The sequence below is a fragment of the Halomonas sp. KM007 genome, from assembly GCF_050709225.1.
Taxonomy (GTDB): domain Bacteria; phylum Pseudomonadota; class Gammaproteobacteria; order Pseudomonadales; family Halomonadaceae; genus Vreelandella; species Vreelandella hamiltonii.
This window is the reverse complement of record NZ_CP136131.1, coordinates 2,273,251-2,293,306: the sequence shown is the minus strand read 5'-3', so window position 1 is coordinate 2,293,306 and position 20,056 is coordinate 2,273,251. Positions and strand designations below refer to the sequence as shown.

Genomic DNA, 20,056 nt, shown 5'->3' with positions numbered 1-20,056 from the left:
TCCGAAACAGGGTGGGCCAGGGTTATGCCAGGGAATCCAGGGTACTGGCGACGGCATCGAACAAACGCTCAAGCTCGGCTTCCGTGGTGCCGAAGGGAGGGCCGAACTGCAGGGTGTCGCCGCCGTAGCGCACGTAAAAACCGGCTTCCCACAACGCCATATGGGCATCGCGGGGGCGAATCGTCGGGTCGCCGTTACGCGGCGCAAGCTGCAGGGCACCGGCCAGGCCGTAGTTGCGAATATCGACGATATGTTGACGGCCTTTCAGGGCGTGCAGCTTCTGCTCGAACACCGGAGCAATCGCACTGACCTGCGCGGGGAAGTCCTCACGCTCGAACAGTTCCAGCGCCGCCAGGCCAGCGGCACAGGCCACGGGGTGAGCGCTGTAGGTGTAACCATGGGGAAACTCGATGGCATGCTGCGGGCCACCGGCGTGCATGAAGGTGTCGAAAATCTCGCCAGAGGCGATCACCGCCCCCATGGGCACCGCCCCATTGGTGATCTGCTTGGCCACGTTCATGATGTCCGGCGTGACGCCAAACGCTTCGGCACCGGTGGTCGCCCCACTGCGGCCAAAGGCGGTAATCACTTCATCGAAAATCAGCAGAATATCGTGGGCGGTGCAGATTTCCCGCAGCCGGTTCAAGTAGCCCTTGGGCGGCACGATCACCCCCGCCGAGCCCGACATGGGCTCCACGATCACGGCGGCAATGGTCGACGCATCGTGCAGTGCGATTTGATCCAGCAGCGCATCGGCCAGCTCAGCACCGGTTTCCGCTTGGCCACGGGTGTACGCATGGCCCGCTTGCAGCGTATGGGGCAGGTGCGTCACGTCCATCAACTGGCCGTAGTGCTTGCGGTTACCGCCAATGCCCCCCAGGCTGGTGCCGCCGATATTCACCCCGTGGTAGCCCTTGGCGCGGCCAATCATGCGGGTTTTTTCCGGCTTCCCCTTCAACCGCCAATACGCCTTGGCCATCTTGACCGAGGTATCGGCGGCTTCTGAGCCGGAATTGGTGAAAAACACATGATCCAGCCCAGCAGGCGTGAGGCTGGCGACCTTTTCTGCCAGCTTGAACGCCAGCGGATGGCCTATCTGAAAGCCGGGGGCAAAATCCAGCGTACCTAGCTGCGCCGCCACGGCTTTTTGAATCTCTTCCCGGTTATGTCCCGCCCCGCAGGTCCACAGACCAGAGAGCGAATCGAACAGCTTGCGCCCCTGGTCATCGATGTAATAACGCCCTTCGGCGCCCGCAATCATGCGCGGGTTGGCGCGGAAATCGCGGTTCGCGCTGAACGGCATCCAGAAATGCTGGTTGAGGGCGGCGCCTGATCCAGGCTGCTCAGCCGTCTTTTCCGCTGACTGGGCGGTTGTTTTACTTTTTAAACCAAACATAGTGTCCAGCTCCGTCGCTATGAGACATGCCCTCAGCATGCGCCACCCACTACGTTTATAAAATCATGCTTTTCTTTCGCTCACGTTAGAAAACTCATACGTAATAGAGTATCAAACAGCGCATACCCATCTTGACGGGACGATTCAAAGCGCCTAATTCTTATATTTATACGAATAAATACAACAAATCAGTGGAACACGCCTCAGTTGCACTCACTTAGCGAATGCGCTCACTAGCGCTGTCGCTGGCTGCGTGCACTGCCATCAATGCTCACAATTTCAATATAAACAAAGGGCTACCTTGCTATGAAATACTTAACTCCCTTAAAGCTGTCTCTATATGGCGGCATGCTCTTCAGCTTTATCATGCTGGAAAGCCCCCTCATTATGCTGGCCAACCGTATAGAGCCCACGGTGATGGGTCTCCCCTTTCTGCTGGTGTGGAACTTGTTCTGGTGGTTCGTATTAACGGCGCTGTTTTTGGTGGCTTATTTCACCAACTGGGGCAGCCCCGAGCCTTCCACTATCCACGCCACTCAGCAGCGGTAAGAAAAGGGGGTCACCATGACCGGCAGCTTAATCATCATTGCAGCGTTTATGATCATTCCCTTGATGGTGGGGGTTTTATCCGCTCGTCAATCACAAGAAACCAGCGAGGATTTTTTCGTTCAGGGCCGTGCCATGGGCAGTATCGCGGTCTTCTTCACCGTCGCGGCCACCTGGTGGAGCGCGTTTGCGTTCCTCGGCTCTAATGCCACCTTCTATACCAACGGGCCGGTATTTCTGACGGCATTAGCCTGGAACCTCCTATTTGGTTTCATGTATTACTGGATAGGCAAACGGGTGTGGTTTTTAGGCAAACGATTCAACTATTTAACGCCTTCAGACTTGATCGGTGATTTTTATAACAGCGAAGCGCTGCGTATTACCGTGGCGGCGATTACGCTGATTTTCACCGTACCTTATTTGCAGATCCAGCTAACCGGCGGCGCATACTTAATCGAAGTCGCCTCCGGCGGGCTGATTCCTTTCTGGCTAGCGGCCCTGCTTTTCTACTTCATCATCATTATCTATGTGTGGATTGGCGGCATTCGCGCCATTGCCTGGACCGACGTGATCTATGGCGCGCTGCTGTTCTTCGGCATGCTCTATGCAGGCTATTACATCTCGACCCAGGTGGGTGGCCCAACGGCGCTGTTCGGCCAACTTCAGCAAAGCTCCCCCGAGCATCTCACCATGCCAGGGCCGAACGGCACGATGGGCTACCCCATGTGGTTCTCGCTGTTTGCCATTACCGCCATCGGTGCCTTTATGGGCCCGCAAATCTGGCTGCGCATGTACTCGGTCAAACACGGCAAACTGTTTAACCTAATGCCATTTTTGTTGGGGTTGGCGGCCTTTGCCTACGTAGGCTCGGTGCTATCTGGCTATTCAGGCGTGCTGCTCGAACCCAACGTAGAGAACCCTGACCAGATTCTACCCATCATGCTCATGGAGTATGCGCCTTACCTGCTCGCGTCGCTGATCATGGCGGCGGGCGCTTCGGCGGCCATGTCTACGGCCAACTCGCAGATTCACGCGGTATCCACCGTGGTGACGATGGATATCTATAAACGCTACGTGAACCGCGATGCCACCCAGGCACGTATCGTCTACATCGGCCGTCTCTCGCTGGTGGGATTCTCATTGGCTGCTTACGTCATGGCGCTGACCGTGCCGGGCGTACTGGTCACCATCGGCATTGCAGCACTGGCGGGCACGGCCCAGTTGATCATTCCCACCCTCGGTGCCATCACCTGGAAAAAAGCCCATCCCACGGCCGCACTAGTGGGCTTGTGGGCGGGGGTGGCGTGTGTCCTGCTCATGACCTTTGGCCCGCTAAGCGCCCCCTTTGGCTACCACGCCGGGGTCTGGGGCTTGCTGCTGAATGCAGCGCTGTTCGTAGGGCTCAGCCACGTGCTGAACCGCCGCGACACCGCCGTCGTGGAACGCTTTACCCAAGCACGCCATGACTATGATGCCGAGTACCACCCAGAGCGCTTGCCCACCTATACGCCAGAAATCACCCGAAGCGCTAACCACTAATAAGGAGTGGGTTGATGACTCAAGCCCCTGTTTCGACCTCGCCGCGCAGACCCAAGCTTGCCGAGCTGATTAGCGACGACATCAAGCGCTGGATAGCCGCAGAGTCACTGGGGGAAGGTGACCGGCTTCCCAACGAAAAAGCGCTGATGGAGCTTTACGGTAGCGCCAAGGGCACCGTGCGCGAAGCGCTCAAGATCCTAGAGGTCGAGGGGCTCATCACGTTAAAAACCGGGCCAAAAGGAGGCGCGGTCATCAACCAGCCCAGCATGGAGCCCGCCAGCCGCATGCTGCGTAACTTCCTGCACTTCCAGCAGTTGGATGGTAAGCAGGTGTACCAGTTACGCAAACTGCTGGAAGTAGAACTGGCGGCCTCCGTGGTGGGTAAGCTCAGCGAGCAGGACTTCCAACAGCTGGAAGCCAATATGTCGGCCTGCGCCTGCTGTGCGAGTCATGAAGAGGATCACCGGCACCAACGTTTTCTAGAGCTGGAGTTTCACCAGCTGCTGGTCCGTGCCTGCCCGAATCCATTGCTCGCATTCATGTGCCAGTTCTTGAACGACATGCTGCGCGATTTGGTGGTGATCAAAAAAGCCTACGTCCCGGAGCGAAAGCAATTCGACCACGCCAACCAGGATTACCACCGACAGCTAGTGGATGCCTACCGCGCTGAAGATGCCCCACGTGTGCGACAGATCATGGCCGAGCACATGGCCGATGCTGAACATCACATGAGTGCACTGGAAGCAGAAATGGCGGTACAGATGCTGGTCAGCAACGACTCACCCACTCATCAGAATCACCGTTCCAAGCTGCACGACTTACTAACGGAAAACACATCCGTTTAACTTTGCGAGGAGAGTGAAATGAATACCTACGTTACGCCCATCAAAGAGTCCGACCTACTCACTGACGGCGACCGCCTTTGGGCGTCGCTCATGGAGATGGCTAAACTAGGGGCCACGCCCAAGGGCGGCGTGAACCGTCAGGCGCTGACCGATCTAGACCGCCAGGGCCGCGACCTGTTCATTCAGTGGTGTCGTGCCGAGGGCTGCACGATTCGCATCGATAATATCGGCAATATCTTTGCCCGCCGGGAAGGCAGCGACCCCAGTGCCAAAACAGTCATGGCGGGCAGCCACTTAGATACCCAACCCACCGGCGGTAAATACGATGGCTGCTTCGGTGTCATGTCTGGCCTTGAAGTGATTCGCACCCTAAACCAGCACAACATCACCACGCGCTCGCCCATCGAAGTGGTGGCCTGGACGAACGAAGAAGGTTGCCGCTTTCCTCCCTGCATGATGGGCTCTGGCGTCTTTACCGGCGAACTGGCGTTCGATGCCATGATGGCGCGCACCGACGCCGATGGTGTCACGGTCAGCGATGCCTTAGACGCAATTCATTATCGCGGTAGTGATGAGGTCTCCCCCGACGAGATCAAAGCCTATTTCGAGCCACACATCGAGCAAGGCCCCATTCTCGAAGATACCGACACCACCATTGGCGTTGTTATCGGTGGGCTTGGGCAGAAGTGGTTCGACTTGACTCTCACAGGGCTTGAAGCTCATGCAGGACCGACGCCGATGAACCTTCGTCGGGATGCCATGATGGGGGCCGCAGAAGTCACTCAAGCACTCAACCGGATTGCCCATGAGCACCAACCCCACGGGCGCGGCACGGTGGGCTGCATGACGCTGCACCCGGGCTCACGCAACGTGATTCCCGGCCAAGTCAAAATGACGTTGGACATGCGCCACTGGAAACCCGAGGCCCTGATCGCCATGGGCCAAGCGGTGACGACCGCCGTTGAAGACATTTGCCAACGCCACGGGCTGGAATACGAGCTCACACCCACTGCAGATTTTGCGCCTGAGCATTTCGATCAAACGTGCGTGGATAGCGTCCGACAAGCCGCTGAAAAACTTCAGCTGTCACACATGGATATCATCAGCGGAGCCGGCCACGACGCGATGTTCATTGGCCGTGTTGCCCCCGCCGCGATGATCTTCATTCCCTGCAAGGATGGCATCAGCCATAACGAGATCGAAAGCGCCACGCCCGAACACGTCCACGCAGGCTGTAACGTGCTGCTGCACGCCATGCTGGAAGCGGCAGGTGTCGAGGATGGCGAATAGCATGGCAGATACCTTAGCAACCCTGACGGCCGTGGACGCTCTGGCGCGCTTCAGAGAGGGATCGCTCTCGCCGGGGGCGCTGGTGGAGGACTGCCTGGCCCGCATCGAACGAGATAACCCCAGGGTCAATGCCTTCAGCTGTGTCAACGGAGAACAGGCCCGCCAATTAGCCGCCGAGTCCACTCGGCGCTGGCAGTCCGGGGCGCCCTGCGGGCCGCTGGACGGGATTCCCGTGACCATCAAGGATCTGACCTTGACCAAAGGGCTGCCGACTCGGCTGGGGTCGACGACCACGGCACCGGATGGCCCCTGGGAGGTAGACGCACCCATCAGCCGTCACCTGCGCAATGCCGGGGCTATCGTGATTGGCAAGACCACCTCGCCCGAGTTTGGCTGGAAAGGCGTCACCGACAATCCGCTGCACGGTATTACCCGCAACCCATGGAACACGGAGCTAACGCCGGGAGGGTCATCCGGCGGCGCGGGAGCGGCCGCGGCGCTCAACCTGGGCCTGCTTCATCAAGGCAGCGACGCGGGCGGCTCCATTCGTATTCCATGCAGCTTTACCGGCACGTTCGGTATTAAACCCACCTTCGGGTGGGTGCCTCAGTGGCCTGCCAGCACCATGAGTACGCTGTCTCACTTAGGGCCCATGACACGCACTGCACGTGACAGCGCCCTCATGCTCAGCGTCATGGCCCAGCCCGATACTCGGGATGGTTACTCAGGCAATCCCAGAGCGCCAGATTGGCTCACGCCGCCACCGGCTAACCTAAAGGGCTGGCGCATCGCCTTTAGTGCTGACCTTGGCTATGTAGACGTAGCGCCGGATATTGCCCAACGAGTCGAGGAAGCCATCACATATTTAGAAGCATTGGGTGCCACCGTAGAACGCATAGACCCAGGCTTTAGCGATCCGCTTAAAACGTTTAATACGCTCTGGTTTGCAGGAGCCACGCAGGCACTCGAAAAACTCAATGAACAGCAGCAGGCAGCGCTCGACCCTGGCTTTCTGGAGATTGCACGACGCGGGCAAGACGTATCGCTTTCCGCCTACCTCGCTGCCAGGCGTGAGCGCAGCGAATTGACCGCCCACATGGCCGCCTTTCATGAGCAGTACGATCTGCTGGTTACGCCCACCATGCCCATCGCGCCTTTCGCGGCAGGCCACAACGTGCCGCCGGGCGGGCGCTACCGCGACTGGATGGATTGGACGCCGTTTAGCTACCCGTTCAACCTGACCCAGCAACCCGCCGCTTCCCTTCCCTGCGGGCTGGATCAGCAAGGGCTGCCGGTGGGCCTGCATTTGGTGGCCGGAAAATACCAGGACCTCAAGGTGCTGCACGCTGCACAGTTGCTTGAGCGTTATTTGCCTCCATTGACGCCACCTGAATATGCGCTCCCAGAACAGGCCTGACGCAAAGGCTAAACGTCAGCCAACTGCCTGCGTGCCAACTCGGCGAACTGTTTGCGCGAGGGTTTGAGCGCCACCTGCGGCGGCCAGGGTAGCCAGGCATCGGGGACCATGAAGCCCGGCAGTGCCTCGCGCACCCAGGCGGCCAGGGCCTTGTGGCAGAGCGGATCGGTTTGCGGCTCGATGAAGGCCACCGGGCGCTCGCCCCACTCCGGGTGCGGCACGGCCACCACCAGCGCCTGGGCCACGCCCGGGTAGTCGACCAGCCGCTGCTCGATGCTCTCTGGCTGTATGTTTTCACCGCCGGAAATGAATACGTTGTCGAGCCGCCCTTCGACGACGAGCGCCTGCTGGTCGTCGAAGTAGCCCCGGTCACGGGTGGCGAACCAGCCCTCGTCGTTAACGGCAGGGTCCAGCGCGCCATCGGCCAGATAGCCGCAGAATAGCGTGTCGCCCTTGACCTGAATTTCGCCGTCCACCACCCGCACCTGACGCCCCGGCAAGGGCTGCCCCACCACGCCAGGGGCGGAGGGCGAGCCGGTGCACACCTGGCTGGCCATTTCCGACAGCCCATAGCTGACCTTGGGCGTCAGCCCCAGGCGCTGCAAGCGTTCGACCAGCGGCGCGGGAATGGCCGCGCCCCCCAGTAGCAGCTCACGGAGCTGGGTGTGTCGAGGGTCGAAGCCTTCCCTCAAGAGCCGCCAAAGCTGCGTCGGCACCAATGAAAGATGGGTAATAGGCTGCTGCATCAGGCGCTCGGCCAGCGGGCGAGTCGCATCGTCCAGCACCAGCCGCCCCCCGGCCAGAAAGACCCGAAACGCAATGGCATAGCCTCCCACATGAAACAGCGGCAGCGAAAGCAGCCAGCCGCTATCCGGATCCACAGGAATCAGCGACGCCGAACCCCGCGCCGAGGCCAGATGATTGCCCACCCGGTGCAGCACCGCCTTGGGCGGGCCGCTGGAGCCGGAGGTGAGGATGGTGTTGCTGCGCTGGCTCGCGTACAAGACCGGTGGCTCGCCGGGGTCGGCCTCCGCACGGTAGTCGAGGGAAATCAGCGGCAGCTCGGAAGAGTAGGCAAAGTCGCTCTCCGGCTGGCACACCCGGGTGACCTGCATCCGCCGCGCCAGCGCCTGCTGCTGAGCCACGGGGAACGCCGGATTCAGCGGGCAGAACACCACCCCTGCCCGCAGGCAGGCCCAGGCCAGCAGCACGCCCTGCAACGACCCTCGGGTGGGTACCAAAAGGGGCATGCCCGGCATCAGGCCCTGCCTGGCCAACTGCTGGGCCAGGGATGCCACGCGCCGGTTCAACGTGCGATAGCTCAGGCGCACCGCGCCCGCCTCCACCGCGATATGCTCCGGCGTTTGCTGGGCCCAGTAGTGAATGGGGCACGTCTCGGTCACAGGGAAAGCTCCTTGCGGTCGTCGCCAGCGGCGGCGTGGTAGAGGCAGTGCAGCCGCGCGTGCCGCAACTCACCGGCTGGCGAGAGAAGTGATTCGCTGAACGCCTGGGCGGTATCTAGCCCCGCAGGCTCCTCGGGAGCCCACTGCCGGGCCAGGCAGCTCAACTGCCCCAACCCCCACTGAGATTCGAAACTGGATGAGATCACCACCCGCAAGCGGTGGACTCTGGCGCGCTGAACCAACGCCTGGCAAGCTGCGAACCCGCCCATCAGCGTCGGCTTGATGATCAGCGCGGCCAGCCGGGGGTGCGGCGCCCAGGCAGTGCCGCGCTGCAGGGTTTCATCCAGGGCGATGTCGATGCCCGTGGCGTCCGCCACGGCGATGCTGTCGGCCAGCGTAGCACAGGGCTCCTCCAGGTAATCGACTTGGGCAGGCGAGAGCTGCTGGCAAAAGCGCAGTGCCTGCTCACGCTGCCAGCCACCGTTGGCATCGAGGATCAGCCGCGTGTTGGGTAGCCATCTGGCGAGGCTTGTGATCAAGGCCAGCTCCGCATCGCTCGAGTAGCGGGCCACCTTCAGCTTGATGCGCTCTGGTGGAGCAGCCTGCCATTGGGCCACGCGCTCCGGCAGTGCACTCATCAGCGCTTGCGGGGAGCCCTGCAGCAATGGGTAGGGCGGCAGAGGAGCAGGCAGGAAAGCAGGCCAGCGGTGCCGGGCGCAGTCGAAACCAAACTGTACTGAAGGTAACGTTGGTTTGGCTTTCTCACCGCGCTCTATAGCCGCCAGGCAGGCCAGGCTCTCGGCGGTGGCGTCAGCGAGGGTTTCTGTGGAGAAGCCAGGCAAAGGGGCTATCTCGCCCCACTGGCCGTTGATCGTGACCAACAGGCCTTCTCTGCTCGCCAACCGCTGACCTTTGAACATCAGCGGCTGGCGAAACGGTAGCGAGTAGCGGTAAAGCGCCAGCGCCATCAGGGGTTGCGCGGGTAGCGCGAGAAGTCCGGGCGGCGCTTTTCATTGAAGGCGTTGCGCCCTTCCTGCCCCTCGTCGGTCATATAGAAGAGCATGGTGGCATTACCCGCCAGCTCCTGCAGCCCGGCCTGGCCGTCGCAGTCGGCGTTCAGCGCCGCTTTCAAGCAGCGCAGCGCCATGGGGCTATGCTGCAGCATTTCACGGCACCAGCGCACGCTCTCTCGCTCCAGCTCGGCCACCGGCACCACGTGGTTCACCAGCCCCATCTCCAATGCCTGGGCGGCGCTGTACTGTCGGCACAGGAACCATATTTCACGGGCTTTTTTCTGGCCGACGATTCTCGCCATGTAGGAAGCCCCGTAGCCCCCGTCAAACGACCCCACCTTGGGGCCCGTTTGCCCGAAAACGGCGTTATCGGCGGCGATGGTCAGGTCACACATCATGTGCAGCACATGGCCACCGCCAATGGCGTAGCCCGCCACCATGGCGATGATCGGCTTGGGGCAGGTGCGAATGTCACGCTGGAAATCCAGCACGTTGAGGTGATGGGTGCCCGCCTCGTCGCGGTAGCCGCCGTAGTCGCCGCGAATGCGCTGGTCGCCCCCGGAGCAGAAGGCCTGTTCGCCCGCCCCGGTCAGCAGAATCGCGCCAATGGCGCTGTCGTGGCGCGCGCGGCCCAGGGCATGGATCATCTCGCTCACCGTTTGCGGGCGAAACGCATTGCGCACCTCAGGGCGGTTGATAGTGATCCGAGCAATACCCTCTTCAGCGGTGTGATAGAGGATGTCCTGGTACTCCTGCGAGGCGTCCTGCCACTTGATGGGGGCATACAGCGCCTGTTCCGTGAGTCCTTCGATCATGCTGACCTCGTGCTTTATCAGGGGTGTGCGTTCTTTTTGATACGGTCGTGTTCGCGGGCGGGCCTCAGCGCAGCCAGCCCACGATCACCAGAGCCAGCGCCAACAGGCTCAGCAGGGCCGCCAGGCCGTACATCAGCCATTTGTTGCGAGTGTCCTGGCCCAGGCTCAGGTCGAATAGGCCATGGCGCAGCCGGTGGGCGGCATGAAACAGCGGCAAGCACACGGCGGCGCCGATGAACAGCACGCCGGGCAGGCTGAACAGCAGGCGGGAGGCCCGCTCGTGGCCAAGCGCCTCGGCGGGCAGCAGGCCCAGCGGCAGCAACAGCCCGATGAACAGAATCACCGCAGGCAAGACCACGGCAAAACAGACGCCCCCGGCACTGAACAGCCCCCACCACAGGGGTTCGTCATAGGCTTGCCGAGGCTGACCCAAGGGTGCTTTTTGATGTGAGGTTTTCATGCGCCGCCCCTCCCCAAGAGCCAGAACAACACGACCGCCACTGCCACGACCCCCGCCCACTGGCCAGCAACGATGGCACCAGCGGGCACGCTGCGCCCCGCCACGCGCAGCGGCATGACCCGAGGAAACAGCACGAAGAAGGTGGCCGCGTGATAGAGGCTGGCCACCAGCGCCAGCGCGTTCAGCAGCAGCACCAGCGGCGAGCCCATGAAGGCCACCCAGCCCTGCCAGCTCGCCGGGCCCTGCAACAGCGCGAACACCCCTGCCAACAGGCAGAGAATAAAAAACACCAGCGGCACCACCGTGGCTTCGCGCAGCATATAGCGCTTGAAGAAACCGTGCTTCAGCCACCAGTTGCGCTTCAAGGACGGCAGTCGTTGTGATGATGATTTTTCCATATCCAATCTCCTACACCTTTTCTAACTGAGCTATCTCAGTTAGTGACGGATATCCGATACCGTTGAGTGGGGCAGGTTGTAGCGAGGGTCTTTCGCCAAGGATGGCGAAAGTAGCGCCCATGGATGGGTTCACAGCGCCCTCGCGGAAACCTGCCGCACGGCAACGCGGCTTGGTTACCCCTACCCCTTGAACAGCGCGATCAGCGTATGTTTGGCGGCCTCGACCTTGCCCTGGTTGACCGCAGCGGCCGGGTCGACGTGCTTGGGGCATACCTGCGAGCAGAAGCCCACGAAGGTACAGCTCCAGACACCATCATGGCGGTTGAGCTGCGCCATGCGCTGGCGTTTGCCCTGGTCCCGGCTATCCAGGTTGTAGCGGTGCGCCAGGGTCAGCGCCGCAGGCCCCAGAAACTCCGGGTTCAAGCCAAACTGCGGGCACGCCGAATAGCACAGGCCACAGTTGATGCAGTTGGCAAACTGCCGATAGCGCGCCAGCTGTTCGGGCGTTTGTGTGTGGGGCTGCGCCTGGCCGGGATCGAAGGTCTGCACCGGGTCCTGTTCGATCAGGTAGGGCTTCACCGCCGCCAGGTGCTCCAGGAACAGCGCCATGTCCACGACCAGGTCCCGCTGAACAGGGAAGTGCGCCAGTGGTTCGATACGAATCTCGCCAGAGTAGTCGCGCAGGAAGGTTTTACAGCCCAGCTTGGGAATGCCGTTGACCATGACGCCGCAGGAGCCACAAATCGCCATTCGGCAAGACCAGCGGTAGCTCAGCGTGCTGTCCTGCTGCTCCTTGATATGGTTCAGCGCGTCGAGGAGCGAGGTGCTGTCCTCCACCGCAACGTCGTAGGTTTGCCAGTAGGGTTCCGCTGCGCTGTCGGGCAGGTAACGCTTGATGCTGATGTGCTTGTTCATGCCTTGCCTCCCTTGGCCGCATCCCCGTAAACCCGCGCGGCCGGAGCCGAAAAGCGGGTATCCACCGCCTGCCAGCGTAGCTCGGCGGGCGCGTCACCCTGGTAAAACACCTGGCTATGCTTGAGATAGCCCACATCGTCACGGGCCTGCAGGCCCTCGTCCAGGCGCTGGTGGGCACCCCGGGATTCGCGACGCTCCAACGCGGCCAAACACGACGCCTCGGCGATCTCCAGCCCGTAGCCAAACTCCAGGCACTCCAGCAGCTCGGTATTGAAGATCTTGCTGGTGTCACTGACCCGCACCTGGGCATAGCGCTGGCGCAGCTGGCGGAGGGTGTCCAACGCCTGCTGCATGCCTGCTTCGGTGCGGTAAATGCCGCAGCCGCTCTCCATGGCCTGCACCATGGCGTGCTTGAGCGTCACCCAGGATTCACCGCTGCCCTGGCCATCGCATAGCGTGGCCAGCCGCGCCTGCTGCCGCTGGGCCTGCGCCTGCAAGACCGGCAGCGCCACCCAGTCGGTGTGGGCGGCCCGCTGGCTGGCCTGCTCCCCGGCCAATCGGCCAAAGACCAGCAGCTCGGTCAGCGAGTTGGAGCCCAGCCGGTTGGCCCCATGCAGGCCCACCGATGCACACTCCCCGGCGGCGTACAGGCCTGCAATGGTCGTTTCGCACTGGGGATCGGTTTCGATGCCGCCCATGGTGTAGTGCACCGCAGGCCGAATCGGGATCGGCTCCTTGACGGGGTCGACGTTGATATAGGATTTGGCCAGCTCGCAGATGAACGGCAGGCGCTCATGCAGATAGTCGGCGCCCAAGTGACGAAGGTCGAGATAGACCACGTCGCTGTCGCCAAACTTGCCGGTGCGCCCGGCTTGCTGCTCCTGCCAGAACGCCTGGGAAAGCTTGTCTCGAGGGCCCAGCTCCATGTACTTGTTTTCCGGCTTGCCCAAGGGGGTTTCCGGCCCCAGGCCGTAATCCTGCAGGTAGCGGTAACCCTCATTGTTGAGCAGGATACCGCCTTCCCCCCGGCACGCTTCGGTGATCAGGATGCCCGAGCCGGGCAGGCCGGTGGGGTGGTACTGCACGAACTCCATATCGCGCAGCGCCACGCCATGGCGGTAGGCCATGGCCATGCCGTCACCGGTGACGATGCCCGCATTGGTGTTGAAGCGAAACAGCCGCCCCGCCCCGCCGGTGGCCAACACCACCGCCTTGGCACGCAACAGCAGCAGCTCTCCCGTGGCGACCTGCAGGGCAATGACGCCCACCACGGCCCCTTCGTGCACCGCCAGGTCCAGCACGAAGTACTCGTCGAAGCGTTCGATCTCGGGGTATTTCAGCGAGGTCTGAAACAGCGTGTGCAGCATATGGAAGCCGGTCTTGTCGGCAGCAAACCAGGTGCGCGCCGTTTTCATGCCACCAAAGCGGCGCACCTGTATGCGGCCATCGGGCTGGCGGCTCCAGGGGCACCCCCAGCGCTCCATCTGCACCAGTTCCTGATAGGCGTGGCGCACGAAGTAGTCCACCACGCCCTGCTCCACCAGCCAGTCGCCCCCGGAAACCGTGTCGTCGAAGTGCGCCTGAAACGAGTCCTCGTCACTGGTCACCGCCGCCGCGCCCCCTTCGGCCGCCACCGTGTGGGAACGCATGGGATACACCTTGGAGACCAGCGCAATGCGCTGCGCGTGACCGCCCTGCTTGGCCTGCTCGGCGGCCGCTATGGCGGCCCGCAGGCCCGCGCCCCCACCGCCGACGATGACGATATCCACATCCTGCTGCTGCATGGCACCCCCCTGTGCGGCTGCACTACTCATGACGCAATTCTCATTACGGACTTCTCATGACGCAATTCTCATGACGCGACGCCGGCCAGCGCACGGCCTGCCGCCCTGCTGATGAAGCGACGTTATCACAGCCCGACAGGCCCTCGGCCTTGATCTAAAGCATGATTGATATAGATCAAATAAACCGCGACTTGCCTTGCCTATGCTTTCCCTGACACCCGTGAAACACCACGCTGGATCTCATCTCTGCTGTGCTCACTCAGGCAAGGCGCTACGGCTTGCCGATAACCTTATCGAGAGGTCGCCATGAACCTCAGCACTTCGCTCCGCTCTCGCTGGCCGCTGCTCGCGCCACTGGCCACCACGCTGGTGATCGCCCTGCTGCCCACCCCGGCCGGGCTACCGCCCCATGCCTGGTACTTCTTCGCCATCTTTTTGGGCTGTGTGGTCGGCCTGATTCTGGAACCCCTGCCCGGCGCGGTCATCGGGCTGGTCGGCGTTACCCTGGTGGCGCTGCTTTCCCGCTGGGTGCTGTTCTCCCCGGAGCAGCTGGCCAACGACGGCTTCAACGCCGCCAACCAGGCCTTCGCCTGGGCGGTGTCGGGCTTTACCAACTCCACCGTGTGGTTGATTTTCGGCGCCTTTATGTTTGCCTTGGGGTATGAAAAAACCGGACTCGGCAGGCGAATATCGCTTTGGCTGGTCAAGGCAATGGGGAAGCGTACGCTGACTCTTGGCTACGCGGTGATGATCGCCGATGGCATTCTGGCCCCCTTTACGCCGTCCAATACGGCGCGCAGCGCAGGCACGATCTACCCCGTGATTCGCAACCTGCCGCCGCTTTACGATTCGCACCCCAACGACCCCAGCATGAAGCGTATGGGTAGCTTCCTGATGTGGACCGCCATTGCGGCCACCTGCGTGACCAGCTCGATGTTTCTCACCGCCCTGGCACCGAACCTGCTGGCCATAGCGCTCACCGAAAGCGCCACGGGCATCCATATCAGTTGGGGGCAGTGGTTCGTGGCGGTGGTGCCGGTGGGGGTCCTTCTGCTGCTGTTGGTGCCGCTGCTGTGCTACTGGCTATGCGCCCCGGAGGTAAAGGCCGGGCATGAGATCTCCGACTGGGCGAAAGGGGAGCTGCAGAACCTGGGCCCACTGACCCGCCACGAAATCGTGCTGGTCATCATGGTGGTCACCGCGCTGCTGCTGTGGATCTTCGCTGGCGACCGGGTATCGGCGTCGCTGGTGGGATTGGTGGTCATCTGCGGCATGCTACTGACCGGCATGGTGAGCTGGAACGACATTCTCGATAACCGCGCTGCCTGGAACACCTTCGTGTGGTTTGCCACCCTGGTGGCTCTGGCGGGCGGCTTGAGCCAGGTAGGCTTCGTGGGCTGGTTCGGCAACCTGGTGGGTGGGCAGATCAGCCACTTCGACCCGCTGGTGGCCATGGTCGCCCTGGTGGTCATCTTCTACGTTCTGCACTACTTCTTCGCCAGCATCACCGCCCACGTAACTGCTCTACTGCCGGTCATGCTGGCGGCAGCTTCAGGCATTGCGGGGCTGGACATGCAGCTGTTCATTCTGCTGTTGCTGCCCACCCTGGGTTTCATGGGCATTCTGACCCCTTATGGCACCGGCCCCAGCCCGGTGTATTACGGCAGCGGCTACTTGCCCAGCGCGCTGTACTGGCGCCTGGGGGCCATCTTCGGGCTGCTGTTCCTGGTGGCCTGGCTGGCCATTGGTCTGCCCTGGCTACTGCTGATTCAGTGAGCCATGTACTGACTCAGTGCACCATACGCTTGCCGCGCTTAGCGCGGCAGCGTCTGTGCCAAGTGCTGTGCCAGTTGCTGTGACAAGTGCCCTACCATGGCCTTGGGGTGTTCCACATGCAGGTTATGGCCGCCCGGCAGCGCCCAGTGGCGCAGGCGCGGCGCGTGCTGCGTCAGGCGATTGGCCAGGGTGTTGAACTTATGGTCCCGCAGGCCGGAGAAATAGCCCACTGGCAGGTCGGTCTCGGCCAGCCACTGCCAGAGAGAGGGCTGCCGACCCAGCGAGGTGGCCCGCAGCATGTGCGCCACGGCGGGGCCATGGTTGGCCAACCGGCGCTGAATCTGACGCTGGCGCTGTACTGGCGTCAAATCGGCAAACACCGGCTGCTGGTACCATGCTGTCAGCACGTCGGCCAGCGGCGACTGCTCAAAACGCTGCGCCCAGTGCTCATCGTGGGCGCGGCGCGCTTCCCGCTCTGGCGCGGCCAGCCCGGGGTGCGCGCTCTCCAACCACAGCGCCTCCAGACCGGCGGGCCGTTGGCTGGCATGATAGAGCGCCAGTCGGCCACCCAGGGAGTAGCCCAGCAGGCCATAACGCCCCACGCCCGCCTCGGCCAGCGTGCCGCTGAGCCAGTCATGAAAATCCGCAAAAGAGCCTACTGCAGGCGTGATGGGCTGCCCATGCCCCGGCAGGTTCAGCGCCAGGCAGCGCACGCCCGGCTGCGCTTGCTCCAGCGCCTCACCAAGCGCCTGCCAATCGTCCCTATCGCCCAGCAGGCCGTGCAGCATTACCAGCGTAAAAGGCGGCGAAGGGTCAGGATGCATGGGCTGCCTCCCGGAGCCACGCGCCCAAGGCTTGCAGCGCATCGGTGGCCTGCTGATGGGGCACCGTGACCTCGATCAGCGTCACCCCGGCTTCCAGCGCCTGGGTGTAGGCCTCGCCAAACGCCGCCAGCGTGGTCGGTGCGGCATAGTTCAGGTGAAACATGCGCGCCGCATGCTCGAACGCGAGCCCGTGGGGTTGGCGATAGTAGCGCTCCAGCAGGTCGCCTTCGTCCGGCACCGGCAGCATGTGGAAAATGCTGCCGCCATCGTTATTCAGCACCACCACGACCAGCGGCGCTTTGGCCCTGGCCAGCAGCGCCAGGCTGTTGAGGTCGTGAAGCGCGCTGGTGTCGCCCAGAATCACCGTGGTGGGTTCATCGGTCGTGCAGGCCAACCCGTACGCAGAGGCCAGCAGCCCATCGATGCCCGAAGCCCCGCGATTGGCCATCACCCGCAGCGGCGTCGAACGGGTCGAGCCCAGCATGTTCATCAGCCGGGCGGGCAGGCTGTTGCCCACGAACAGCGCCCCTCTGGCCAGTTGCGACACCTGATGACACACCCCCAGCTCGGAAAACTCCGCCGTATAGCGTTCGATGCCCTGGCGGGTACGCTGCTGAAGGCGCGCCAGGGTATGCCAGGGGGGCTGGGCGGGCCCGGCGGGCAGCGTGGCGATGGCCTCGGCGGGCGTGCACACCAGCCGCTGGGTAAGGGTGAAGTCCGGGTCCAGGCGCTGGGGTAACGGGTCGACCAGCCACGCCTGCTGCCAGGGGTGGCTTGCAATCATCTGGGTCAGGCGCTTGGAAATCAGCCTGCCGCCAAACTGCAGCAGCACGTTGGCGCGGCCCAGCTCGGCGCTGACCTGCGGGTCCTGAAGGGCCAGGTCCATGTGCACCAGGTGGCGCGGGTCGCCGTGCAGCTGGCTTTGCAGGTCGGCCAACAGCGGCCAGCCCAGCTGCTCGGCCAGGGCCGCAATGGGGGCCGCCTGCTGGGGGTCATCGATGCGCCCCACCACGATTACCCCGCGCTGCCGGGTGAAGGCGGCGGGCCATGCCACCGGCAAGGCGGCAGGAGCGGTTTGCCAGGCGCTCCAGGGGGCATCGCGGTGCTGCCAGCGCGAAAGCGGCGCCAGGTAGTCGCTGGCCTCCATGGGCGGGCCGGAAGGGTAGAGCGGTTCGCGGTAGCGGCAGTTGAAGTGCACCGGGCCCGGCAGGCGATGCTGCCGCGCCATGGTCTGGTCGATCGTGCTGAGCAAATAGGCGGCGGGAATCTCGCGGCTGGGGGTCGGCAAGTCGTGGTGCGCCACCGTGTGGCGGGCGAAGATATCCCGCTGGTCGATGGCCTGGTTACTGCCGTTATCCAGCAGCTCGATGGGCCGGTCGGCAGACAGAATCACCAGCGGCACGCCCAGCAGCGCGGCTTCCACCACAGCCGGATAAAGGTTGGCCACCGCCGTGCCGGACGTGGTGATCACCGCCACCGGCTGCTGGGCGCCTCGGGCCAGGCCCAGCGCCATGAACCCCAGCCCGCGCTCGTCGAAGTGAGTATGGCAGCGCAGCCCGGCGTGCTCGCTGGCCGCCATGGTCAGCGGGGTGGAGCGCGAGCCCGGCGCCACGACTACCTCGCGCAGCCCCCAGCGGTATAGCTCTTCCAACAGCAGCGATGCCCAAACGTGGTTAAAGGTGGCGTAATGCATCGGCTTATCCCATTCCCAGCAGCGAGAGAATATCGGCAATCTTGGCATCCAGCTCGTGCCACTCGTCGTCGGCCTGCGACCCCGCCACGATACCCGCCCCTGCGTACAGGCGGATCGCCGTATCGCTGACCTGGGCACAGCGAATCGACACCGCCAGCTCGCTGGAGTCATGCCCCACGCGGCCAAAGGCACCGGCGTACCAGCCCCTGGCGTGGCGCTCCAGCTCACGGATTCTGGCCAGCGCCGCCGCCCGCGGGGTGCCGCCGACGGCAGGCGTGGGCGGCAGCACGCTGAGCAGCTGCTGGTCGGTGATGAAGGGGTGCAGCTCGGCATGGATTTCGCGACGAATATGCTGCACGGACCGCAGCGGCACCACGTGGGCCTCGCCCATCTCCAGGCGCTGGGCCAGCGGCTCCAGCTGGGTCAGCAGCTGCTGATACACGCACTGGTTTTCCAGGCCGTTCTTTTTATCGGCCAGCAGCGCCCCGGCGAGCGCTTCATCCTGCGCCGTGTCACGCCCCCGCCGGGTCGTACCGGCCAGTGCCTCCGTGATCAGCTGCTGGCCCTGGCGGCGGTAGAGCCGTTCGGGGGAGCAGCCAATCAGCGCCGTACCGGGCGCCCACTGCACCCCGAAATGAAAGCAGTGCCGCGCTTCGGCCTGCCAGCGCCCCAGCAAGGCCCAGGGGCTGAGCACGCGCTCGGCGGTCAGGCAGGTTTCTCGGGAAAGCACCACTTTGGGAAGCTGCTGCAGCCGTTCGGGCTGGGACACCTGCGATACCCAGCGGCCCCACTCCCGCCGCGTGGGCGTATCACACCGCTGGTAGCTGCCATGGGCCACCGGGGGCAGCGGCTGTTCCGGGACGATGGCCGCCAGGCACGCCTGGGCGGCGGCCAGCTCTTCGGCGGGAGGGTGGTCATCGAAGCGCAGGTTCACGGAAAGCGTACACCGCCCCTGCTGACGCTTGAGCAGCACCCGGGGCAGTATGAAGCGGCAGTCACCAAACCCGGGCCAACCCGCCGCCTGGGCATCGAAGGCTACCCCGCCGAAATAGTCGGGCGAGCCGCTGGCGGGCTGGGCCTGAGCTTGAGCCTGCATATCGACCTGCAGCGCCACCAGAGAGTCAAACGCCCGCGCTTCGCCCAGCACGGCATAGCCCGCCGCCGAGGCCTCACGCGGCTGCCAATAAAGACGGGGCGTCACGCGCTGTGCGTTCAACCACCCCACCAAATCCGCCACCTCGCAGGGCACGCTCAGGCTCTGCGTGCCCCGGCATGCCAAAAGGTCCAGCGCCGACAGCTGTGCTGCCAGCGCCTTTGCGGCCTGGATCACCTGCATAGTGCGTTACTTCCCTGACAACCGATGCCTGATATAGGGTAGCACCCAGCGGTCGCCACCATAGCGCCCGGCGTTGGCACCGGCCACCAGCAGGAAAAAGCTCAGGGCGATCATCCAGGGGTTGGTGGACACCGTGCCCGCCATCAAGAACGACATGTTCATGACGATGGCAAAGAAAGCGGCATAGCAGGTCAACACGCCCACGATCAGCCCCAGCCCCACCAGCACTTCCCCCAGCGGGATTATCACGTTGATCACATCCGCATACGGCAGCGCGACATGCTCCAGAAACGCCACGTAGTTGGGGTAGACCACGCTGCCTTCGCGCATGACCGGGTTGGCCACGGCATTGCTCAAAAACCCTTCGGCATTGAAGCCGCCGGTCATCTTGCCGATGCCCAGGGTCAGCCAAGTAATGCCCAGGTACAGCCTCAGCAGTAGCCAAACCAGGGCAGCATATTTGTTTTGTCTGAAAAACTCGCCGATCATCGCGTAGACTCCTGCCACGTTCACTTTCAGGGGGAAGCCCCAGTGTGCGTCAGGACAGATACCTCTTTTTTGACCCAGGTCGTGGTTTTTGCCATTAATGGTACAGAGTCGAATGTT

18 protein-coding genes are annotated in these 20,056 nt (G+C 63.0%); 6 read left to right on the top strand and 12 right to left on the bottom strand.

Annotated features, from left to right (window positions below; translation table 11 throughout):
- Positions 1-22: 22 nt before the first annotated feature.
- Positions 23-1,396, bottom strand: coding sequence for an aspartate aminotransferase family protein (gene aptA, locus RVM27_RS10795; protein WP_498956553.1), 1,374 nt, complete (start codon positions 1,394-1,396; stop codon positions 23-25).
- A gap of 306 nt (positions 1,397-1,702) precedes the next feature.
- Here aptA and RVM27_RS10790 point away from each other — a divergent pair, with 306 nt between their 5' ends.
- Genes RVM27_RS10790 through RVM27_RS10770 form a run of 5 tightly spaced genes read left to right on the top strand, consistent with a single transcriptional unit; the run spans position 1,703 to position 7,033 of the window.
- Entirely contained in the window at positions 1,703-1,945 is a 243-nt protein-coding gene (locus tag RVM27_RS10790) for a hypothetical protein (RefSeq protein WP_193461471.1), read from the top strand.
- A gap of 15 nt (positions 1,946-1,960) precedes the next feature.
- Entirely contained in the window at positions 1,961-3,481 is a 1,521-nt protein-coding gene (locus RVM27_RS10785; protein ID WP_498956552.1) for a sodium:solute symporter family protein, read from the top strand.
- 14 nt (positions 3,482-3,495) lie between these two features.
- A complete protein-coding gene (locus RVM27_RS10780) occupies positions 3,496-4,326 on the top strand; it encodes a FadR/GntR family transcriptional regulator (protein ID WP_054645199.1) in 831 nt (276 codons plus the stop codon).
- Between the two features lie 18 nt (positions 4,327-4,344).
- Positions 4,345-5,616, top strand: a complete 1,272-nt coding sequence (locus RVM27_RS10775) for a Zn-dependent hydrolase (protein WP_498956551.1) — start codon at positions 4,345-4,347, stop codon at positions 5,614-5,616.
- A gap of 1 nt (position 5,617) precedes the next feature.
- On the top strand, positions 5,618-7,033 hold the full coding sequence (locus tag RVM27_RS10770; protein ID WP_058578178.1) for an amidase: 1,416 nt from the start codon (positions 5,618-5,620) through the stop codon (positions 7,031-7,033).
- Between the two features lie 8 nt (positions 7,034-7,041).
- On the opposite strand, the gene RVM27_RS10765 is transcribed toward RVM27_RS10770, so the two are convergent.
- The 7 genes from RVM27_RS10765 to frdA all read right to left on the bottom strand — a co-directional run bounded on the left by RVM27_RS10765 (position 7,042) and on the right by frdA (position 13,821).
- Positions 7,042-8,436: an AMP-binding protein gene (locus tag RVM27_RS10765; RefSeq protein ID WP_498956550.1), complete on the bottom strand. Its 1,395-nt coding sequence runs from the start codon at positions 8,434-8,436 to the stop codon at positions 7,042-7,044.
- On the bottom strand, positions 8,433-9,404 hold the full coding sequence (menC, locus tag RVM27_RS10760) for an o-succinylbenzoate synthase (RefSeq protein ID WP_498956549.1): 972 nt from the start codon (positions 9,402-9,404) through the stop codon (positions 8,433-8,435). Before menC ends, RVM27_RS10765 begins: the two co-directional genes overlap by 4 nt.
- Entirely contained in the window at positions 9,404-10,264 is an 861-nt protein-coding gene (gene menB, locus RVM27_RS10755) for a 1,4-dihydroxy-2-naphthoyl-CoA synthase (protein ID WP_081138766.1), read from the bottom strand. Before menB ends, menC begins: the two co-directional genes overlap by 1 nt.
- A gap of 64 nt (positions 10,265-10,328) precedes the next feature.
- Positions 10,329-10,724, bottom strand: a complete 396-nt coding sequence (frdD, locus tag RVM27_RS10750) for a fumarate reductase subunit FrdD (protein WP_172514990.1) — start codon at positions 10,722-10,724, stop codon at positions 10,329-10,331.
- On the bottom strand, positions 10,721-11,122 hold the full coding sequence (locus RVM27_RS10745; RefSeq protein ID WP_172514991.1) for a fumarate reductase subunit C: 402 nt from the start codon (positions 11,120-11,122) through the stop codon (positions 10,721-10,723). Before RVM27_RS10745 ends, frdD begins: the two co-directional genes overlap by 4 nt.
- 180 nt (positions 11,123-11,302) lie before the next feature.
- Positions 11,303-12,037, bottom strand: coding sequence for a succinate dehydrogenase/fumarate reductase iron-sulfur subunit (locus RVM27_RS10740; protein ID WP_284453452.1), 735 nt, complete (start codon positions 12,035-12,037; stop codon positions 11,303-11,305).
- On the bottom strand, positions 12,034-13,821 hold the full coding sequence (frdA, locus tag RVM27_RS10735; protein WP_172515708.1) for a fumarate reductase (quinol) flavoprotein subunit: 1,788 nt from the start codon (positions 13,819-13,821) through the stop codon (positions 12,034-12,036). The genes RVM27_RS10740 and frdA overlap by 4 nt, the downstream gene beginning before the upstream one ends.
- Positions 13,822-14,127: 306 nt before the next feature.
- On the opposite strand from frdA, the gene RVM27_RS10730 reads away from it, so the two are divergent.
- Positions 14,128-15,597 (top strand): anion permease, encoded by a 1,470-nt coding sequence (locus RVM27_RS10730; protein WP_498956548.1) that lies wholly within the window; start codon positions 14,128-14,130, stop codon positions 15,595-15,597.
- A 38-nt stretch (positions 15,598-15,635) separates the two neighbouring features.
- On the opposite strand, the gene menH is transcribed toward RVM27_RS10730, so the two are convergent.
- From menH to RVM27_RS10710, 4 genes are read right to left on the bottom strand one after another with little or no spacing between them, the layout of a single operon-like run.
- A complete protein-coding gene (menH, locus tag RVM27_RS10725; protein ID WP_058578113.1) occupies positions 15,636-16,421 on the bottom strand; it encodes a 2-succinyl-6-hydroxy-2,4-cyclohexadiene-1-carboxylate synthase in 786 nt (261 codons plus the stop codon).
- A complete protein-coding gene (gene menD, locus RVM27_RS10720) occupies positions 16,411-18,114 on the bottom strand; it encodes a 2-succinyl-5-enolpyruvyl-6-hydroxy-3-cyclohexene-1-carboxylate synthase (protein WP_498956547.1) in 1,704 nt (567 codons plus the stop codon). The genes menH and menD overlap by 11 nt, the downstream gene beginning before the upstream one ends.
- A 4-nt stretch (positions 18,115-18,118) precedes the next feature.
- Positions 18,119-19,450, bottom strand: coding sequence for an isochorismate synthase (locus RVM27_RS10715; RefSeq protein WP_287148017.1), 1,332 nt, complete (start codon positions 19,448-19,450; stop codon positions 18,119-18,121).
- 6 nt (positions 19,451-19,456) lie between these two features.
- Positions 19,457-19,939 (bottom strand): DoxX family membrane protein, encoded by a 483-nt coding sequence (locus RVM27_RS10710; RefSeq protein ID WP_054641826.1) that lies wholly within the window; start codon positions 19,937-19,939, stop codon positions 19,457-19,459.
- Positions 19,940-20,056 lie beyond the last annotated feature (117 nt).